This window comes from Bradyrhizobium erythrophlei, assembly GCF_900129425.1.
GTDB lineage: Bacteria > Pseudomonadota > Alphaproteobacteria > Rhizobiales > Xanthobacteraceae > Bradyrhizobium > Bradyrhizobium erythrophlei_C.
Window position 1 is genome coordinate 6,285,186 of record NZ_LT670817.1, and the last position, 15,274, is coordinate 6,300,459.

Here is a 15,274-nt window from a genome sequence, read left to right on the forward strand (position 1 = left end):
GATCAATAACCTGCATTGCCCCCAAGCCAAACTGCGGCAGGGCCGATACTTGACCTCGATGGAAAACGGAGCAGCCGCTTGAAATGAGACGAGAGCCGCTGCTGTCTCTTGCTGCACGCCTTGGACAGATGCGCCGTCGGAGAAAACACCATGGAAACACTCTCATCGAATCGAAAGTCGAAAACGAACACTGCCAAAAAAGCACCGTTGTCGAGCAAAGAGCTGGAGCTGATGAACGCCTACTGGCGGGCGTGCAACTACCTCTCGGTGGGCATGATCTATCTCAAGGACAACCCGCTGCTGCGGGAACCCTTGCGCACGGAGCACGTGAAGCACCGGCTGCTTGGCCACTGGGGCGCGAGCCCGGCGTTGTCCTTCGTCTGGGTGCATCTGAACCGGATGATTAACCGGCACGACCTCGATGTGATTTTCGTTGCGGGGCCCGGCCATGGCGCGCCCGGAGTGCTGGGGCCAGCCTATCTTGAAGGTACGTACTCCGAGATCTACCCGGATAAGAGCGAGGACGCGGAGGGAATGCAAAAATTCTTCAAGCAGTTCTCCTTTCCGGGCCATATCGGGAGTCACGTCACGCCGGAAACGCCGGGCTCCATCCACGAAGGAGGCGAACTTGGCTACAGTCTCTCGCATGCCTACGGCATGGCCCTGGATAATCCCGATACGATCGTAGCCTGTGTCGTAGGGGATGGTGAGGCCGAGACCGGTCCGCTGGCGACGGCGTGGCATTCCAACAAATTCATCAACCCCATGCGTGATGGGGCTGTGCTGCCAATCCTGAATCTGAATGGCTACAAGATCGCCAATCCAACAATTCTTGCACGTGTGAGCCACGAGGAACTGCAAGCGTTGTTCGTCGGCTACGGATACACGCCGCATTTCGTTGAAGGCGACGATCCGGTTCTGATGCATCAGCAAATGGCCGCTGCGCTGGACGAGGCCGTTGGCGAGATTCGTGCACAGCAAAAATCCGCGCGGGATTCGAACAAGCCCTTCCGTCCGCGGTGGCCGATGATCGTGCTGCGATCGCCGAAGGGGTGGACCGGACCCATGGAGATCAAAGGGCACAAGGTCGAAGGCTCCTGGCGCTCGCACCAGGTGCCTTTTGCCGATGTGCGGGACAATCCGGCCAACTTGAAACTGCTCGACGACTGGATGCGCAGCTACAAGCCCCAGGAGTTGTTCGATGCCGGCGGCCGGCTGGTTCCGGAACTGAAGGAGCTGGCGCCCCGCGGAAACCGGCGCATGAGTTCCAACCCCCATGCCAACGGCGGACTGCTGCGCAAGGACCTCAAGCTTCCTGACTTTCGCGACTACGCGGTAGAGGTGACTACACACGGCACGACGATGTACGAGAACACCAAGCCGCTCGGCGAATACCTTCGCGACGTCATGAGGAACAATCCGACGAGCTTCCGCGTCTTCGGTCCCGACGAAACCGCATCCAACCGCCTGCAAGCGCTTTATGAGGCAAGCAAGAAGACCTGGATGGCGGAAATGCTGCCGGATGACGCCGATGGCGGCGAGCTCTCGCCCGACGGGCGCGTAATGGAGATGCTCTCGGAGCATACGCTCATCGGTTGGCTGGAGGGTTATCTGCTAACCGGCCGACATGGATTCTTCCACACCTACGAAGCCTTTGCCCATGTGATCGACTCGATGTTCAACCAGCACGCCAAGTGGCTGGACATCTGCAAGAACCACGTGGCGTGGCGCGCCCCGGTCGCGTCGGAGAATATTCTGCTCTCATCCACTGTCTGGCGCCAGGACCACAACGGATTCTCCCACCAGGACCCCGGATTTATTGATCTGGTAACCAACAAGGGGCCATCCGTTACACGCGTCTATCTGCCACCCGACGCCAACACCCTGCTATCAGTTGCAGACCACTGCCTGCGCAGCACCGATTACATCAATGTCATCGTCGCCGACAAACAAAAACATCTGCAGTTCACGACCATGGATGAGGCGATCGTCCACTGCACCAAGGGCCTCGGCATCTGGGCACGTGCGAGCACGGATGCCGGCGAGGAGCCCGAGGTTGTGCTGGCCTCCTGCGGCGACGTGGCGACCATGGAAGCACTGGCCGCGGCCGCCATTTTGCGTGAAAACGTACCGGATCTGAAGCTGCGCTTCGTTAACGTCGTGGATCTGTTCAGGCTACAGCCCGCGTCCGAGCATCCGCACGGATCGACGGAGCGTGAGTTCGACAGCCTGTTCACCACGGACAGGCCGATTATCTTTAACTTCCACGGCTATCCCTGGCTCATTCATAAACTCTCCTACCGGTTCAAGGGGCACGAGAACCTGCACGTACGAGGCTACAAGGAAAAGGGCAACATCAACACGCCACTCGAATTGGCGATGCTGAACGAAACATCGCGTTTCCATCTCGTTATCGATGTGATCGACCGAGTACAGAAGCTGCATACCAAGACGGCGCATCTCAAGGAGCGGATGAAAAATGCCATTGTCGAAAATTTCCAGTACGCGCACGAGCACGGCGCCGATCGACCAGAGATCGTCAACTGGACCTGGCCGTACTGAAGTCTGCCTCCGGCCGATCGCCTGCTGTCGTCTCCCTCGAGCGTATGCTGACAGTTCCCTCAGATGCCTCGGGTATAGAGGAGCGCGCGCATGCGCCAGTCCAAGAGCAAGCTGATTAACAGAGACCAATACGACTCCGTTCTTTTTGACATGGACGGCGTGATAACGGACACGGCCAGCCTCCATGCGGCGTGCTGGAAACAGTTGTTCGATGAATTCCTGGAAAGGCGCGCGAAGCTTCAAGGCGAAGAATTTCACCCGTTCGATATCGTCACTGACTACCGGCTTCATGTGGATGGCAAGCCCCGTTTCGAAGGGGTTCGTGATTTCTTGAAGTCACGGGGCATCGAACTCCCCGAGGGGAACGCTGAAGACCCTGTAGACGTCGAAACGGTGTGCGGACTTGGGAATCGCAAGAATGAGTTGGTCAATGATGCCATCGCGAGAAAAGGCGTGCAGGCTTACAATGGAAGCGTGCAATTCATCCATCTGCTCCATCGCAATGGATATAAACTTGCGGTGGTCACTTCGAGTCAGAACTGCGCGTCTATCTTGAAGGCCGTCAAGCTGGACAAGTTCTTCGAGGTGCGGGTCGATGGCAATACAATCCACGCGCAACGACTGAAGGGAAAACCTGCACCTGACACTTTCTTGCTAGCGGCCCGGCTTCTGGGAGCTGAGCCGATTCGGACTGTTGTGATCGAGGATGCGATTTCCGGAATACAAGCAGGATCGGCGGGAAAGTTTGGACTTGTAATCGGCATAGCTCGCAGTGGCGATGCGGACGTACTGAAGCGTCATGGCGCTCATCTAGTAGTTCGCGATCTGGACGAACTGATTGAATGATCGATCAATGCCGCGCCCCGGCTTGGGAGGAGCACCTCGATGCTACACCATGAACGATTGCGCCCACCATCTCAGGATTATCCAGCCGATGAGTGGAACATTGTCGAAAAAACGTTTCGCCCGGATTTTCTTGCGCAGCTCGAAACGATATTGGCCCTGGGCAACGGTTACCTTGGCATGCGCGGCTGCCCGGAGGAAGGCGGTCCGAATGCCGAAAACGGCACATTCATCAATGGATTCTATGAAAGCTGGCCGATCGTATATGGGGAAGACGCTTTTGGCTTTGCCAAGACGGGCCAAACAATCTGTAACGTAACAGACAGCAAGATTATCAAGCTGTTTGTAGACGATGAGCCCTTTTGGTTGGCTAATGCGCGTCTTATAGACTACGACCGACGTCTCAACATGAGAGCCGGGACCCTTGATCGAAATCTTCTCTGGGAGACTCCCGCCGGAAAACGAGTGTCGATCGCATCGAGACGCTTGATCTCCCTTGCAGACAGGCACGTTGCTGCCATCTCCTACAAAGTGACACTCGTTGATGCGCGAGCATCCGTCGTGATCGCCTCCGAGATGGGGACCAATGGACCGAGCAATCGCAAGAATCAAGATGATCCACGCCTGGCGAGAGCGTTACCCGAGCGGGTATTACACCCTCAAACCAATTACTTTAAGGACCGACGCATTGTGCTGTGCCACGCGACGGAAAGAAGCCGCCTCACGCTGACCTGTGCGACCGATCACGCGCTGGAGAGTTCTTGTGGGCACTCATACAAGGTTGCCTGTACTCCTGACTTCGGCCAGGTTGCCTTCACCATAGATGCCAAGCCCGGTTGTCCGATCCAACTCACCAAGTACATTGTCTACCATAGTTCTGAGCAGGCATCCCCCGAAGAACTGTGCGGCCGCGCCGAGTGGACGATGGATCGCATAGTGAACCAGGGATTCCAGCGGCTGCTCGTATCCCAAGAGCAGTACATGGATGATTTTTGGCGCCGCAGCGACGTTCGGATCAAGGATATAAGCGAGCAGCGGACAAGGCGCAGCACCGTGGAGGTCCAACAGGCCATCCGCTTCAACCTTTTCCACATTCTTCAGGCTTCCGCGCGCGCGGAAGAATTGGGGGTGCCTGCGAAAGGACTAACAGGACAGGCTTATGAGGGACACTACTTTTGGGATACCGAGATCTATGTGCTTCCGTTTCTGACGTATACGTCTCCGAGGATCGCCAGGAACCTTCTCGCCTTTCGTTACAAGATGCTGCCTCAGGCACGCGCTCGCGCCAGAGAACTGGGTCATCGAGGTGCCATGTTCCCCTGGCGCACAATCAGTGGAGAGGAAGCGTCTGCGTACTATGCCGCCGGCACCGCCCAGTATCACATCAACGCTGACATCATGTATGCGCTGCGCAAGTACGTGCACGCGACAGGCGACGAGTTGTTTCTCCGAGAATGCGGAGCTGAAATGCTCGTGGAGACAGCCCGTCTATGGGCAGACCTTGGATTCTACTCGGAGGCGAAGGGAGGAAAGTTCTGCATTAATGGTGTCACCGGCCCGGATGAATACAACGCCGTGGTGAATAACAACGCCTACACCAATCTCATGGCCCGTGAGAACCTTCGCTACGCTGCCCAGGTCGTCGCATCCTTACGGACAGCAGAGCCGGGCGCGTACAACGAACTCGTTCGCAAAACGGGGGTCGAGCCCTCTGAGATTGAAGCGTGGATCCGCGCCGCGGACAGCATGTATGTGCCCTACGATGAAACGACAAACGTCATGCTGCAGGATGATAATTTTTCAGATAGAGAACCCTGGAATTTACGTAAGACGCCGCCTTATCACTATCCGCTATTGCTGTTTTATCACCCGCTGAACATTTACCGAAAGCAGGTGATCAAACAGGCGGATGTTGTCCTGGCCATGTTCTTGTTGGGTGATGCCTTCCCGGCAGAAACGAAGAAGCGCGCCTTTGAATTCTACGACCCGTTTACAACAGGTGACTCCTCTTTGTCCTCCAGCGTAGAGGCAATCATCGCCGCACAGATCGGCGACATGGACAAAGCAGTTCGTTATGGCATGGCGGCGCTACTGATGGATTTGGCTGACGTAGGCGGTAACGTGAAGGACGGCTGTCATATAGCCTCTATGGGCGGCACCTGGATGATGCTTACCTATGGCTTCGGCGGCATGCGGGACGACGATGGGACATTGTCGTTCTTCCCGCGTCGTGCTCCTGAGGAAAACGCCATACTGCGGTTTCCAGTAACTTACCGGCGTCAGTTGCTGGAAGTTGAGATTGGTCTGGACCAGGTGGAGTACAGGTTATGCGAGGGTGAACGCCTGGTAATCCGCCATGAAGGGGAAGAACTTGAACTTTCTCGCGCAAATCCTCTGGCTGTTCGACCAGTCGGCAAGTGGGGAGGATCGCAATCAGATGCTCGCGAAGTTAGCCGCGGTCGCTCTGCCGTTTAAGGCACAGGGCACAAGCCTCCAAGAGCACTCGTGAGAGCGAGTTCGGAAATGGTATAGGTTGACCAATGGATCGCAAAGTGGGCGTTGATCAGCACCGCGCCAAACCATCGCAGCGATCTTTCGATGCGGCATTGATGTCGTCCATCAACGAAATGGCGGGACGTGATCAACAGGCTAAGAGGGTGCTGGTCATCGACGTGGGCGGCACCTCGGTAAAGATCCTCCTCACGGGGCAAAGCGAAAGCCGATCCTTCCGATCTGGAACGAAACTTACCCCTCGGCTCATGGTGTCGGGAGTCAACAAGCTCGCCGCGGATTGGATGTATGACGCAATCTCGATCGGCTATCCCGGCCCGGTGCTGGGCGGCCGGCCCGCCGCGGAGCCTGTTAACTTGGGACGTGGCTGGGTCGGATTCGACTTCGAGCAAGCTTTCGGCCTTCCTGTCAAAGTCATAAATGACGCCGCCATGCAAGCCTTGGGAAGCTATAGAGGCGGCAAAATGCTATTTCTAGGCTTGGGAACAGGCTTGGGCACTGCCCTGATCGTGAAGGGCATCGTGAGGCCGATGGAGCTCGGCCATTTGCCTTACAAGAATGGCACTTATGAGGATTATGTCGGCCGAGCCGGCCTGGAACGCTGCGGCATGAAGAAGTGGCGTGGTCATGTGGCCGACACGATCGAACGTCTTGTAGCGGCGCTGCGGCCAGATGAAACGGTGATCGGCGGTGGCAACGTAAACAAGATGGGTACTCTCCCCGCGCGGTGTCGCGCGGGACAAAATGCTAACGCTTTTCTCGGTGGTTTTCGCCTATGGGAAGGCGCAGCTTCCTGTGAAGTCTGATCGCAAATGGTAGCCAGGGATTATTATCGCTGCTGATTTATTCCGCCTTTCAGACGGGAACCTCACATGAATGACGACGCGCCCCGCTGGGCCTCCTTCTCATCCGCATTTTCAATCGTCTTGAGCTTGGCGAGCAACCGGATTGCCGAGCTCGGTTGTGCTCCCGTCGGCGAGGATCCACAGGCATTTGTCAATCGGGGAGGCTTGCGTCAACTGGAGACAGAGGCTGCCGACACAGCGATCAGGAGGGTTAGAGAGGCGGCTTATCCACTCATCTTTAAGCTGTTTGATTCCGAAATGCCTCGCGGCAAGGAACGCAAGCTTGTGCTGAGACGGTTGGGTCAAGACTTGAGCCGCATCGAACAGGCGCTGGGATATGATGAGCAGCTCGCGCAGGACACTGCTCGCGGACGAACTTCCGAGCGCTTGCCTGGCCAAGTTCGTCAGAAGCGGACGGTCAGAAGTCGGAGGAAATGACTATATTTGATGCGGCAGGAATGCCGCTACAGATACGGACAGACCCCGGCGACGCAGATAGCGCTGAAGAACGTGTGGGCGCAGCGGTCGTAGCGCATTGAGATACGCCGCCAGTCTTTTAGCCTTGCGAACATATTCTCGACCTTGAGGCGCTGTCGATACAAGGCAGGTCCTTTTGCCGCGCTTGAATCGCGATGCCACATCAGATGGAATTTGAGTTTGCAAAGGTCTGGGCTATGCGGACAAACCGGACACGGAACGGGATCGTCTTCAATCTCGGTGAGTTTGCCTTGACAGCTTGCCGGCCCCGCAGCCCATGATTTTGGTCAAGGAGGAGCCTCACGATGACCATCACCATTACCGCCTTTGAACGGTCACCCGATGGCGGCAAGGGACTGGCGCGTGATACGCGCGTTCGCTGGGCGCTTGAAGAAGTCGGCCAACCCTACGAGGTTCGCCTTGTTTCGTTTGGTGCGATGAAGGAACCCGCGCATCTGGCGCTTCATCCTTTCGGCCAGATCCCGACCTACGAGGAAGGCGATCTCGCCCTGTTCGAGACAGGGTCGATCGTGTTCCATATCGCCGAGCGCCATGCGGGCCTGCTGCCGGACGATGCCGATGCGCGGGCGCGCGCGATCACATGGATGTTTGCCGCGCTCAACACGGTGGAGCCGGCGATCCTTGAACTCACAACCGCCAGGCTTCTGGAGGGCGATAAGCCCTGGAGTAAGGAGCGCCTGCCTCTGGTCGAGGATCGCGTCCGCGACCGGTTGAAGCAGCTTTCCGCTCGCCTTGGCGATGCCGACTGGCTCGATGGTGCGTTCAGCGCGGGCGACCTGATGATGGTGTCGGTGCTGCTCAGGTTGAAACCATCGGGCATTCTGGACGAATATCCGAACCTGGCCGCCTATGTCGCCCGCGGCGAAGCGCGGCCCGCCTACAAGCGGGCTTTCGACGCGCAACTGGCGGTTTACACCGGCAAGTCACCGACCGGCTGATTGAGGTCCGTCCTGGGCTCGAACTCGTCATCCGAGTTTTTCGTTCAGTTGATGGGTCCTGACCGACGCATTTTTTCGCTATCTGAGTGGTGGCTGAAGCGATAGCATTTCCGACCGCAACGCAGATCGGGAAGGGGCAGCGATGAACCAACTCGAAACCGGCGAAACGCCCAAAGCCGCTCAGGCTGTTTCAAATTTCCAAGACGAGCTGGCCGAAGTTCTGCGGGAACGGGCGGCCATCTCCGCAGTGCTGCGCGCCATTGCCAGTTCTCCTCACGACTTGCAGCCCATATTCGACACTATCCTCGACAGCGCGAGAAGGCTCTGCCGAGCTGATACGGGTGTCTTCCGCTTAGTCGAGGAAGCAGGCTTTCGTCTCGTTGCTCGTGCATTGGGCCCCGGCGTGTCGGAGGATGTTCTACCGCCAAAGCTGGTGGAACCCGGCACCTTTCAAGGCGACTTTTATAGTCGCCTCACCGCAAGCAAGTTGCCGCTCCACGTCCCCGACGTAGCACTTGAACTCCATCGAGCGGACGAGGCTACCCGTGAATTCATCGGGCGGCGCGGCCTTCGGACGCTCCTTTTCGTGCCCATGCTCAGAAAGCACGAGCTAGTCGGATCGTTTGCTTTAGGGCGGCTGCGCGTAGAGCGCTTTACGGAAAGAGAGATCGAACTGGTCACAGACTTCACCGCGCAGGCGACCATTGCCTTGGAGATTATCCGTCGCGAGCGGCAACAGGGCCAGTTGCAGACGGAGCTCGCTCACGCCAATCGCGTGGCCACGATGGGCCAGCTCCTGGCCTCGATCATCCATGAAGTGAAACAGCCGATCGCTTCCACGGTCATCAACGCTCAAGCGGCTCTGCGTTTTCTGGAGCGTCGACCGCCCCATCTGGAACAGGTGCAGCGGGTGCTCGCAGAACTCGTTCATGACGGCATGCGAGCGAGTGACATCGTTGACGGAATCCGCGCCCTTTCGCAAAAGGCGCCGTCCCGGAAAGAGCGCTTGGACATCAACGCCGCGATCCGCGGGGTGATTGAACTCACCCGTGGCGAAGCAGTGGCGAACGGGGTTTCGGTGCAGATGGATCTCGCGCAGGGCCTGCCGCTCATCGAAGGCGATCGAGTGCAATTTCAACAGGTGATTCTCAACCTGATCCTGAATGCCATTGAGGCCATGAGCGACGCCGACGAAGGAACGCGAGAGCTGCTTATCAGCGCCGGGAAGGCGGAGCCGAACGGCGTTCATGTCGGGGTACGAGATTCGGGTCCGGGCCTGGCGCCAGCAGCCCTTGAGCGTGTGTTTGACGCCTTCTACACGACAAAGACCAGCGGTTTGGGTATGGGCCTGACGATCTGCCGCTCGATCATTGAAACCCATGGCGGACAACTGTGGGCGACCGGGCACACACCACAAGGCGCGTTCTTTCACTTTACGATACCTGCTCGGCCGGCATGATGAGCCGATGGTCGGGTTTCCGGCTCCAAACGGCATGACGCCGCAGCGCCCGCATTGGGGGGACTTCCGGTATTGGCCCTTAGCCGGCTTGTTCGGCTGCACCCACGACTCCGTTGTCCGGGGTAAAGCAGGCATTCCGCCGTCGCGTTGCCATGTCCGCTTGTGACCCGAAGCCCGACGTTGGGCACCGGTTTCAAGTGCGCTGCGATCGCCAATGCCGCTAAGGTGATCCGCGTGAGCAAAGCTGATGGCCGACCGGGTCGGTGTGGTTGGTGTGCACAAGCGAGCCGAACACAACCCCGATCGCCAAGGCATCACGCGCTATGCTTTTTCGCTTGCCGTCCAGGTGTAAACCTATGAGGTCCCAAGCTTAAGCCTCGTGAACCGAACAGCTATGAAGAAGGATGGTCGATATTGCAGACCTGAGCGTGGTTCGACGCAAGTCTTGATAGCGGCCCTTCTGAACTACCGACTTTTTATAAGGTTCCCAACGGTTCTTATCGTGTTTAGGGCAGATGGCGCGGGCGTTGCGGCGGGATTAACAATCACGGTCGCCGTCATTCCTGCAGTAAGCGTTATCTCCGCCGGCACGCTATCGATCTTGATTCGAACGGGAATGCGTTGGGCCAACCGCACCCACGTGTAAACAGCCTCGACCGACGGCAAGCCCTGGGTGCTGACTGTAGCGTTTGGTGCACTGATCCCGCGGGTTATGCTTTCGACACGTCCCGTCAGTTTCCCCTCAAATCCCATCAGCTCAACTTCAGCGGCATCACCAACTTTAAAGCTCCCGAGCTTCGTCTCCTCGAAATAGCCCGCGACCCAATATGAATCCGCGTCAACGATTGCGATATTTGGCGATCCACGGTTTGCATAGTCTCCGACGCGAAGCAGAAGATTTGTAACGAAGCCGTTTACAGTGGACCGCACCTCGGTGCGCCCCATATTCAATTGCGCCTGCTCGAGGTTGGCAAGCGCCGTCTGATGGGCGGCCTGGGCAACCAAGTAGCCTCCTTCATAGACCTGCTTCTCTTCGGTTGAAGCGGCTAGGTCCGTCAGTTTTCGACGGCGCTCGTTCTCGTTAGTCTTGACTTCGAGATCTGCGGCCTTGCTCGCGACGTCCGCTTTAGCAAGGTCCAGCGCTACCTTGTAATCGCCCTGATCGATCACATAGAGCAGGTCGCCCTTGTGAACGAACTGATTGTCTCCAACCGGCAACTTCACGATCTGGCCGGACACCTGAGGCGCGATATTGGCAACCTGCACGCGGACCTGACCGTCGCGCGTCCAAGGCGCCACCATGTAATGTTCCCATAATCCAGCGACCGCGAATATCGCGAGTACGAGAACAAGAAATGTAAGCGCGAAGCGAATAATCCGGCGGGCGCGATTGAACATGGTGTAGCCCTCAGAAGAGGATGTTCAGGGTTGCAACAACGCAAACGTAAATGGCGGCTTCCGCCAGCAACGGATGCCAGAACCATTTCTGCAGTTGGGTGACGACAAGAACGAAACGCACTGGAATAAAGATCAACGCCGCAATCAATGCATATTTCACGAATGGCGAGATCAGTAGCCCTGCGAAGACGAATTCCTTCACGGCTTCACTCCTCCCCTTGCGCATGATGGCGCAGCAACCTCAAATGCCTGAGCAGCCTCATTTCCGTGGTTGTTAATACTGCAGTACCGTAAAGCGCGGCTGCGGCATGCCCGAGATCCAGACGCCTCGAGTGGTCTATTGCAGTGGCAGCAGCTAGGTAACTTCGAGCGAGATCTAGTATCTCAGTCCGCGACAACGTCGGAAGGATATGCCTCGCTTTTGCGTCAACGGCCGGGTCAATTGCGGTCCTCGCTTGATCGAGCGCTCGCCATGATCGCCTTACCGCAACGCTGAGATTGCCCAAGTTGGAAAGTCGCCTCATGACGTTGCGACGTGCCAGAGTAACCGGCGCGCCGTGCTGCCACGAACTGAACTGGCTCAAGCGATCATAGTAAAGACTTGCTCTGGGTTGATTGAGGTGCTTCTCGTCAACCAGAGCCTGCCGGAGAGAGCGACCAATGGCCAAAGCCAAGCGAAGACGGCGCAGGGCCGGATCAACCGGGACGATTAGAAGAAGCGAGAGAAAAATGCATACGCTCCCAGCGAAGACGAATGTCGCGTTATCTACAAATGCCGTAGGATTCAGCGTCTGCACATTGGTTGGAGAAATGAGCGATATACTCTGCACGCCATAGAAGATTCCCATCGGACCTTTGCCTGTTTTGATCAACCAGCAGGTCAATGTCACCACAGGCGCGAGAGAGATGATGAACAACGGATAGTCGCTGATATTTGGAAAAATGAAGAAAGCGTAGATTATGCCGGTCACGATCACGGCGGGTGTCATGAACAGTGCCGCTCTTCCCATTGTAAGAGGATCGTGCATGACAGATCCGAGGGCGACGAAGACAACGGTTCCGAGCAGCATCGAGTTCGCGCTGGGCAATCCGGACATGATTGCAATCAATCCGACCATGCCGACCGCGAGGCCGACGCGAAGCCCGTTAAGAACCGCCGCGATATAGTCCTGATGCACGGGAAGTCTCGCTGACCTTCGTGGAAGTTGCCCAATCCGGTTTGAAAGCAAACCGTCACGAATGTCGCGAAATACTTCGATCATGAATCTCGAACGATCGAGAACATAGGCCTCTTCGATGGAAAAGTTCTCCGCCTCCATTGCCCGGTAGGTAAGGGCGTCAAGATCAGGCAATCGTTCCTCAGGGTGCTGAGTGACGATTGCAGCGCGCACGATTGAAATCGCTTCGTCGACAACCGATGTGGCCGATGGCATACTTCGCAGGCCCAGGCCTATCGCCTGGATAGCCGAGATCGCTTCGAACAATCCAAGTAGCGCGCTTCGTGCGCCTTTCGCGCGCGCCAATCCATCGACCAGCTCGGGTGTTGCAAAGCTGATCTCGCTTCGCAATGGCATAAGTCTAGCGCTCATCGCAACGCATTGCGACGAATCGGGGGGCGCGCGCCGATCGAGGGCGGCCAAAGCCATTGCAACGATATCCCTGGTAGCCAGACGTAGCTTGGATTGTAGCGATCGCGCAGATTCGGCGTTCGCAAAAATCGAGCTTACAAATGCCAGCACGAGCACGGCGAGCAGGATGACTGCGACTCGATCAAGCATCGCCGTAAAGGCGATCGTGGGGGCGTCGATGTTGACGATCGAAATAAGCGCGACCGTGTAGCCGGCCAGGATGCATCCATAGGCTCGGAAGTCACGCAGAAGCGTTCCTATGGCAACCAAACATGCCATGTACACCGAAAAGACAGCGATTAGCATCGTCCGATCTTGTGAAAAGAGGCTCGTCAAGATGATTGCAAAAGCGGCTCCAAACAATGTTCCCAAGACACGGTAGATCGCTTTGGACAAAACCATACCCTGGGTCGGCCCCACCAATATGAGGAGGCCTGTGCCTGCGCTTGCTGCGGAATTGAGTTCGAGCATGAAGGCAATGTAGTAGCTGACAGCTAGGGCCACCCAAATCTCGAACGCTAGGGCTGCTGTGCCTACCGGCCATGGGGGGAGACTGAGGTGATACGAACGAAGATCGCGCTGTGTTGGATCCGTGCGCCGTGCTGCCGCAGAGATATTCATCCAACGTCTCCTGAGAGATTCTGGTTTGGTAAACAATCTCGCCGCTCGGCACCCACAAGAATAGTCAAAGCGCGATTTCCGAGTTCGAGGGGGCCAACCACCCTCCAGCAACAAGCCTCAGCCCGTGCGTCATGTTGCGTTCGACTCAACCCTGCGGGCCGGTGAACATATGGTTTCCGTTGACGCTCCGTTCGGCTGGGATTTCCTCTTGCAAAACGTCCCAATGCTCGGCGATCTTGCCACCGGTCACCCTAAAAATATCGACTCCTACAATTGGCTTCGGTCCCCACCCAATGTAGCGGCCGTGAACCATGACATAGTTGCCATCGGCGACCACGAGCCCAGGCCTGTATTCGAAATCGCGTGGAAGATCGCGTAGCAAAGACTTAATCGCCGCGGTTCCGTTTGGAATCTGCGGATTATGTTGCTTGTAATCATCACTAAATAAGCGATCGAGAACGGTCGGATCCCGATCGATAAAAACACCCGTAATGCCCGCGAGCACTAGGGCTTTATTGTCGTCGGCCGTATTTGATGTCGTCATGGCAGCTTGCTCCTAGCTGCGCAGCCAAGGCTTGCCAGCTAACGCAGCGCAATCCCCACCAATCTCTTTATAGGTACAGATCGGTACCTTTGTCAATGGTGCGCGAAACGTGATAGATTGCGGCGATGAGCAAGACAGCCCGGCGAGGCGCGCCGCGACGAGGCGAACCAAGCGCACGCGATCGTTTGGTCGAAACCGCCATCGAACTTTTTTACCAGGAAGGCATTCGTGCTATTGGCATCGATACGGTGATCGCGCGATCAGGCGTGTCAAAATCTTCGCTCTATCGGACCTTTGCGTCCAAGGACGAATTGATCGAAGCCTTCGCTGAGGAGCAAAATCGGCGATTCTGGCAGCGGTGGGATGAAATCACGAATCGATATGCAGGCGCACCGCGCAAACAGATCGAGGCGCTATTCGACGGTATCGCCGATCTGATCGCAAATCCGCAGTTTCGCGGCTGTCCTTTCATCAATCTAGCCACAGAGTTTCCGGATCGGCAGCATCCCGGCACAGCAATTGCCTGCTCTAACAAGAGGGAAATGGGCAAACGTCTGCGACTTCTCGCCCGTGCTCTCGGTGCACGTGATCCCGCCAAACTTGGCGACCAGCTCTCGCTCTTAATGGATGGCGCCTATAGCCACGCTGTGGTGCTTGGCGCGGCGGGCTTAAGACGTGAGCTCATCGAAATGGCGCGGCTGTTAATCGATTCCCAAGTGAACCAAGAAACTATCAATACGTCGACAGCTCTGTTGGAGACACAATCATCATCCCCTAGACGCAAGACCGCTCAACAATAACAGCTCTCGGGGAGCGGCAACATCCTAGATGTCCGGATGTGGCACTTTTCCGACATGCCGGGGCGGTCCGAGCATGTCCGTTCATAGGGGCAGACCGGAAGTGGCCGAACCATGGTCGAACGACGCGATTGACCCAGAGCAGAAGTCCATGCAGACGCTACCGCGAAAGATGTTGTCGCGGGCCACCGGACCGCTTGGCTCGTCGTTCAACGTCGCCGCGGACTTCACATCGAGCAGCGAACGTAGGACGCTTCCACTGGCACCGGCTCCTTGGAGCTGAGTGTGATCCTATTCTCTCCGGAGATTTTCACATCGAATGTTACGTCTGAAACCGTGACACCGTCCGAGCACGACGCAATCACTTGTACATTCGACCCGTCATCGTGCATCGATTTGACAGCGCATTTTTGGAATGTGCCAGTTATTTGCTTTCCCTGGATGATTAAACCGCCCGCGTGGAGATCAGCATCTTGCTTGAACGCAAGCTTGTTATTCTCTTTGGTAAACACCTGGCCGCACGGCGAGCCGTCGACCGTCCAGGCTCCGTTCAAATCGGCGGCCTGTGTCGAGGCTGATTGCGTGACGAGAAGTACCAAAAGCACCAACGGATTGAAGGTTCTCATGAAA

Annotated in this window: 14 protein-coding genes; 8 read left to right on the top strand and 6 right to left on the bottom strand. The window is 56.8% G+C overall.

Annotation, left to right across the window (positions count from 1 at the left end; genetic code table 11):
• Positions 1-150 precede the first annotated feature (150 nt).
• The 5 genes from B5527_RS30155 (at position 151) to B5527_RS30175 (ending at position 7,199) form a co-directional block, all read left to right on the top strand.
• Positions 151-2,562 (top strand): phosphoketolase family protein, encoded by a 2,412-nt coding sequence (locus B5527_RS30155; protein WP_079607623.1) that lies wholly within the window; start codon positions 151-153, stop codon positions 2,560-2,562.
• Positions 2,563-2,652: 90 nt separating this feature from the next.
• Complete coding sequence (locus tag B5527_RS30160) at positions 2,653-3,408, top strand: HAD family hydrolase (RefSeq protein WP_079604757.1); 756 nt, start codon at positions 2,653-2,655, stop codon at positions 3,406-3,408.
• Between the two features lie 39 nt (positions 3,409-3,447).
• Positions 3,448-5,880: a glycoside hydrolase family 65 protein gene (locus B5527_RS30165; RefSeq protein WP_079604758.1), complete on the top strand. Its 2,433-nt coding sequence runs from the start codon at positions 3,448-3,450 to the stop codon at positions 5,878-5,880.
• A gap of 152 nt (positions 5,881-6,032) precedes the next feature.
• Positions 6,033-6,722, top strand: a complete 690-nt coding sequence (locus B5527_RS30170) for an ROK family protein (protein WP_154072929.1) — start codon at positions 6,033-6,035, stop codon at positions 6,720-6,722.
• Positions 6,723-6,788: 66 nt separating this feature from the next.
• Positions 6,789-7,199 carry a hypothetical protein gene (locus B5527_RS30175; RefSeq protein WP_079604759.1) on the top strand — a complete coding sequence of 137 codons (411 nt, stop codon included), beginning with the start codon at positions 6,789-6,791 and terminating at the stop codon, positions 7,197-7,199.
• A gap of 26 nt (positions 7,200-7,225) precedes the next feature.
• Here B5527_RS30175 and B5527_RS44710 read toward each other — a convergent pair whose 3' ends face one another.
• The gene (locus B5527_RS44710) at positions 7,226-7,402 is read right to left on the bottom strand and encodes a transposase (protein WP_154072615.1); all 177 of its coding nucleotides are present in this window, start codon (positions 7,400-7,402) and stop codon (positions 7,226-7,228) included.
• A 141-nt stretch (positions 7,403-7,543) separates the two neighbouring features.
• Here B5527_RS44710 and B5527_RS30180 point away from each other — a divergent pair, with 141 nt between their 5' ends.
• Together B5527_RS30180 and B5527_RS30185 are read left to right on the top strand one after the other, a co-directional pair.
• Positions 7,544-8,197 (top strand): glutathione S-transferase family protein, encoded by a 654-nt coding sequence (locus tag B5527_RS30180; protein WP_079604760.1) that lies wholly within the window; start codon positions 7,544-7,546, stop codon positions 8,195-8,197.
• A gap of 142 nt (positions 8,198-8,339) precedes the next feature.
• Positions 8,340-9,656, top strand: coding sequence for a sensor histidine kinase (locus B5527_RS30185; protein WP_079604761.1), 1,317 nt, complete (start codon positions 8,340-8,342; stop codon positions 9,654-9,656).
• A 465-nt stretch (positions 9,657-10,121) separates the two neighbouring features.
• On the opposite strand, the gene B5527_RS30190 is transcribed toward B5527_RS30185, so the two are convergent.
• The 4 genes from B5527_RS30190 to B5527_RS30205 all read right to left on the bottom strand — a co-directional run bounded on the left by B5527_RS30190 (position 10,122) and on the right by B5527_RS30205 (position 13,847).
• Positions 10,122-11,054 carry an efflux RND transporter periplasmic adaptor subunit gene (locus B5527_RS30190; protein ID WP_079604762.1) on the bottom strand — a complete coding sequence of 311 codons (933 nt, stop codon included), beginning with the start codon at positions 11,052-11,054 and terminating at the stop codon, positions 10,122-10,124.
• Between the two features lie 10 nt (positions 11,055-11,064).
• Positions 11,065-11,256, bottom strand: a complete 192-nt coding sequence (locus tag B5527_RS30195) for a DUF1656 domain-containing protein (protein ID WP_172842709.1) — start codon at positions 11,254-11,256, stop codon at positions 11,065-11,067.
• A gap of 4 nt (positions 11,257-11,260) precedes the next feature.
• Positions 11,261-13,303, bottom strand: coding sequence for an FUSC family protein (locus tag B5527_RS30200; protein WP_079604764.1), 2,043 nt, complete (start codon positions 13,301-13,303; stop codon positions 11,261-11,263).
• Positions 13,304-13,448: 145 nt separating this feature from the next.
• Positions 13,449-13,847 (bottom strand): nuclear transport factor 2 family protein, encoded by a 399-nt coding sequence (locus B5527_RS30205; protein ID WP_079604765.1) that lies wholly within the window; start codon positions 13,845-13,847, stop codon positions 13,449-13,451.
• 125 nt (positions 13,848-13,972) lie between these two features.
• On the opposite strand from B5527_RS30205, the gene B5527_RS30210 reads away from it, so the two are divergent.
• Positions 13,973-14,647 carry a TetR/AcrR family transcriptional regulator gene (locus tag B5527_RS30210; RefSeq protein WP_079604766.1) on the top strand — a complete coding sequence of 225 codons (675 nt, stop codon included), beginning with the start codon at positions 13,973-13,975 and terminating at the stop codon, positions 14,645-14,647.
• A 224-nt stretch (positions 14,648-14,871) separates the two neighbouring features.
• Here B5527_RS30210 and B5527_RS30215 read toward each other — a convergent pair whose 3' ends face one another.
• Positions 14,872-15,270 (bottom strand): hypothetical protein, encoded by a 399-nt coding sequence (locus B5527_RS30215; protein WP_079604767.1) that lies wholly within the window; start codon positions 15,268-15,270, stop codon positions 14,872-14,874.
• Between the last annotated feature and the right edge of the window lie 4 nt (positions 15,271-15,274).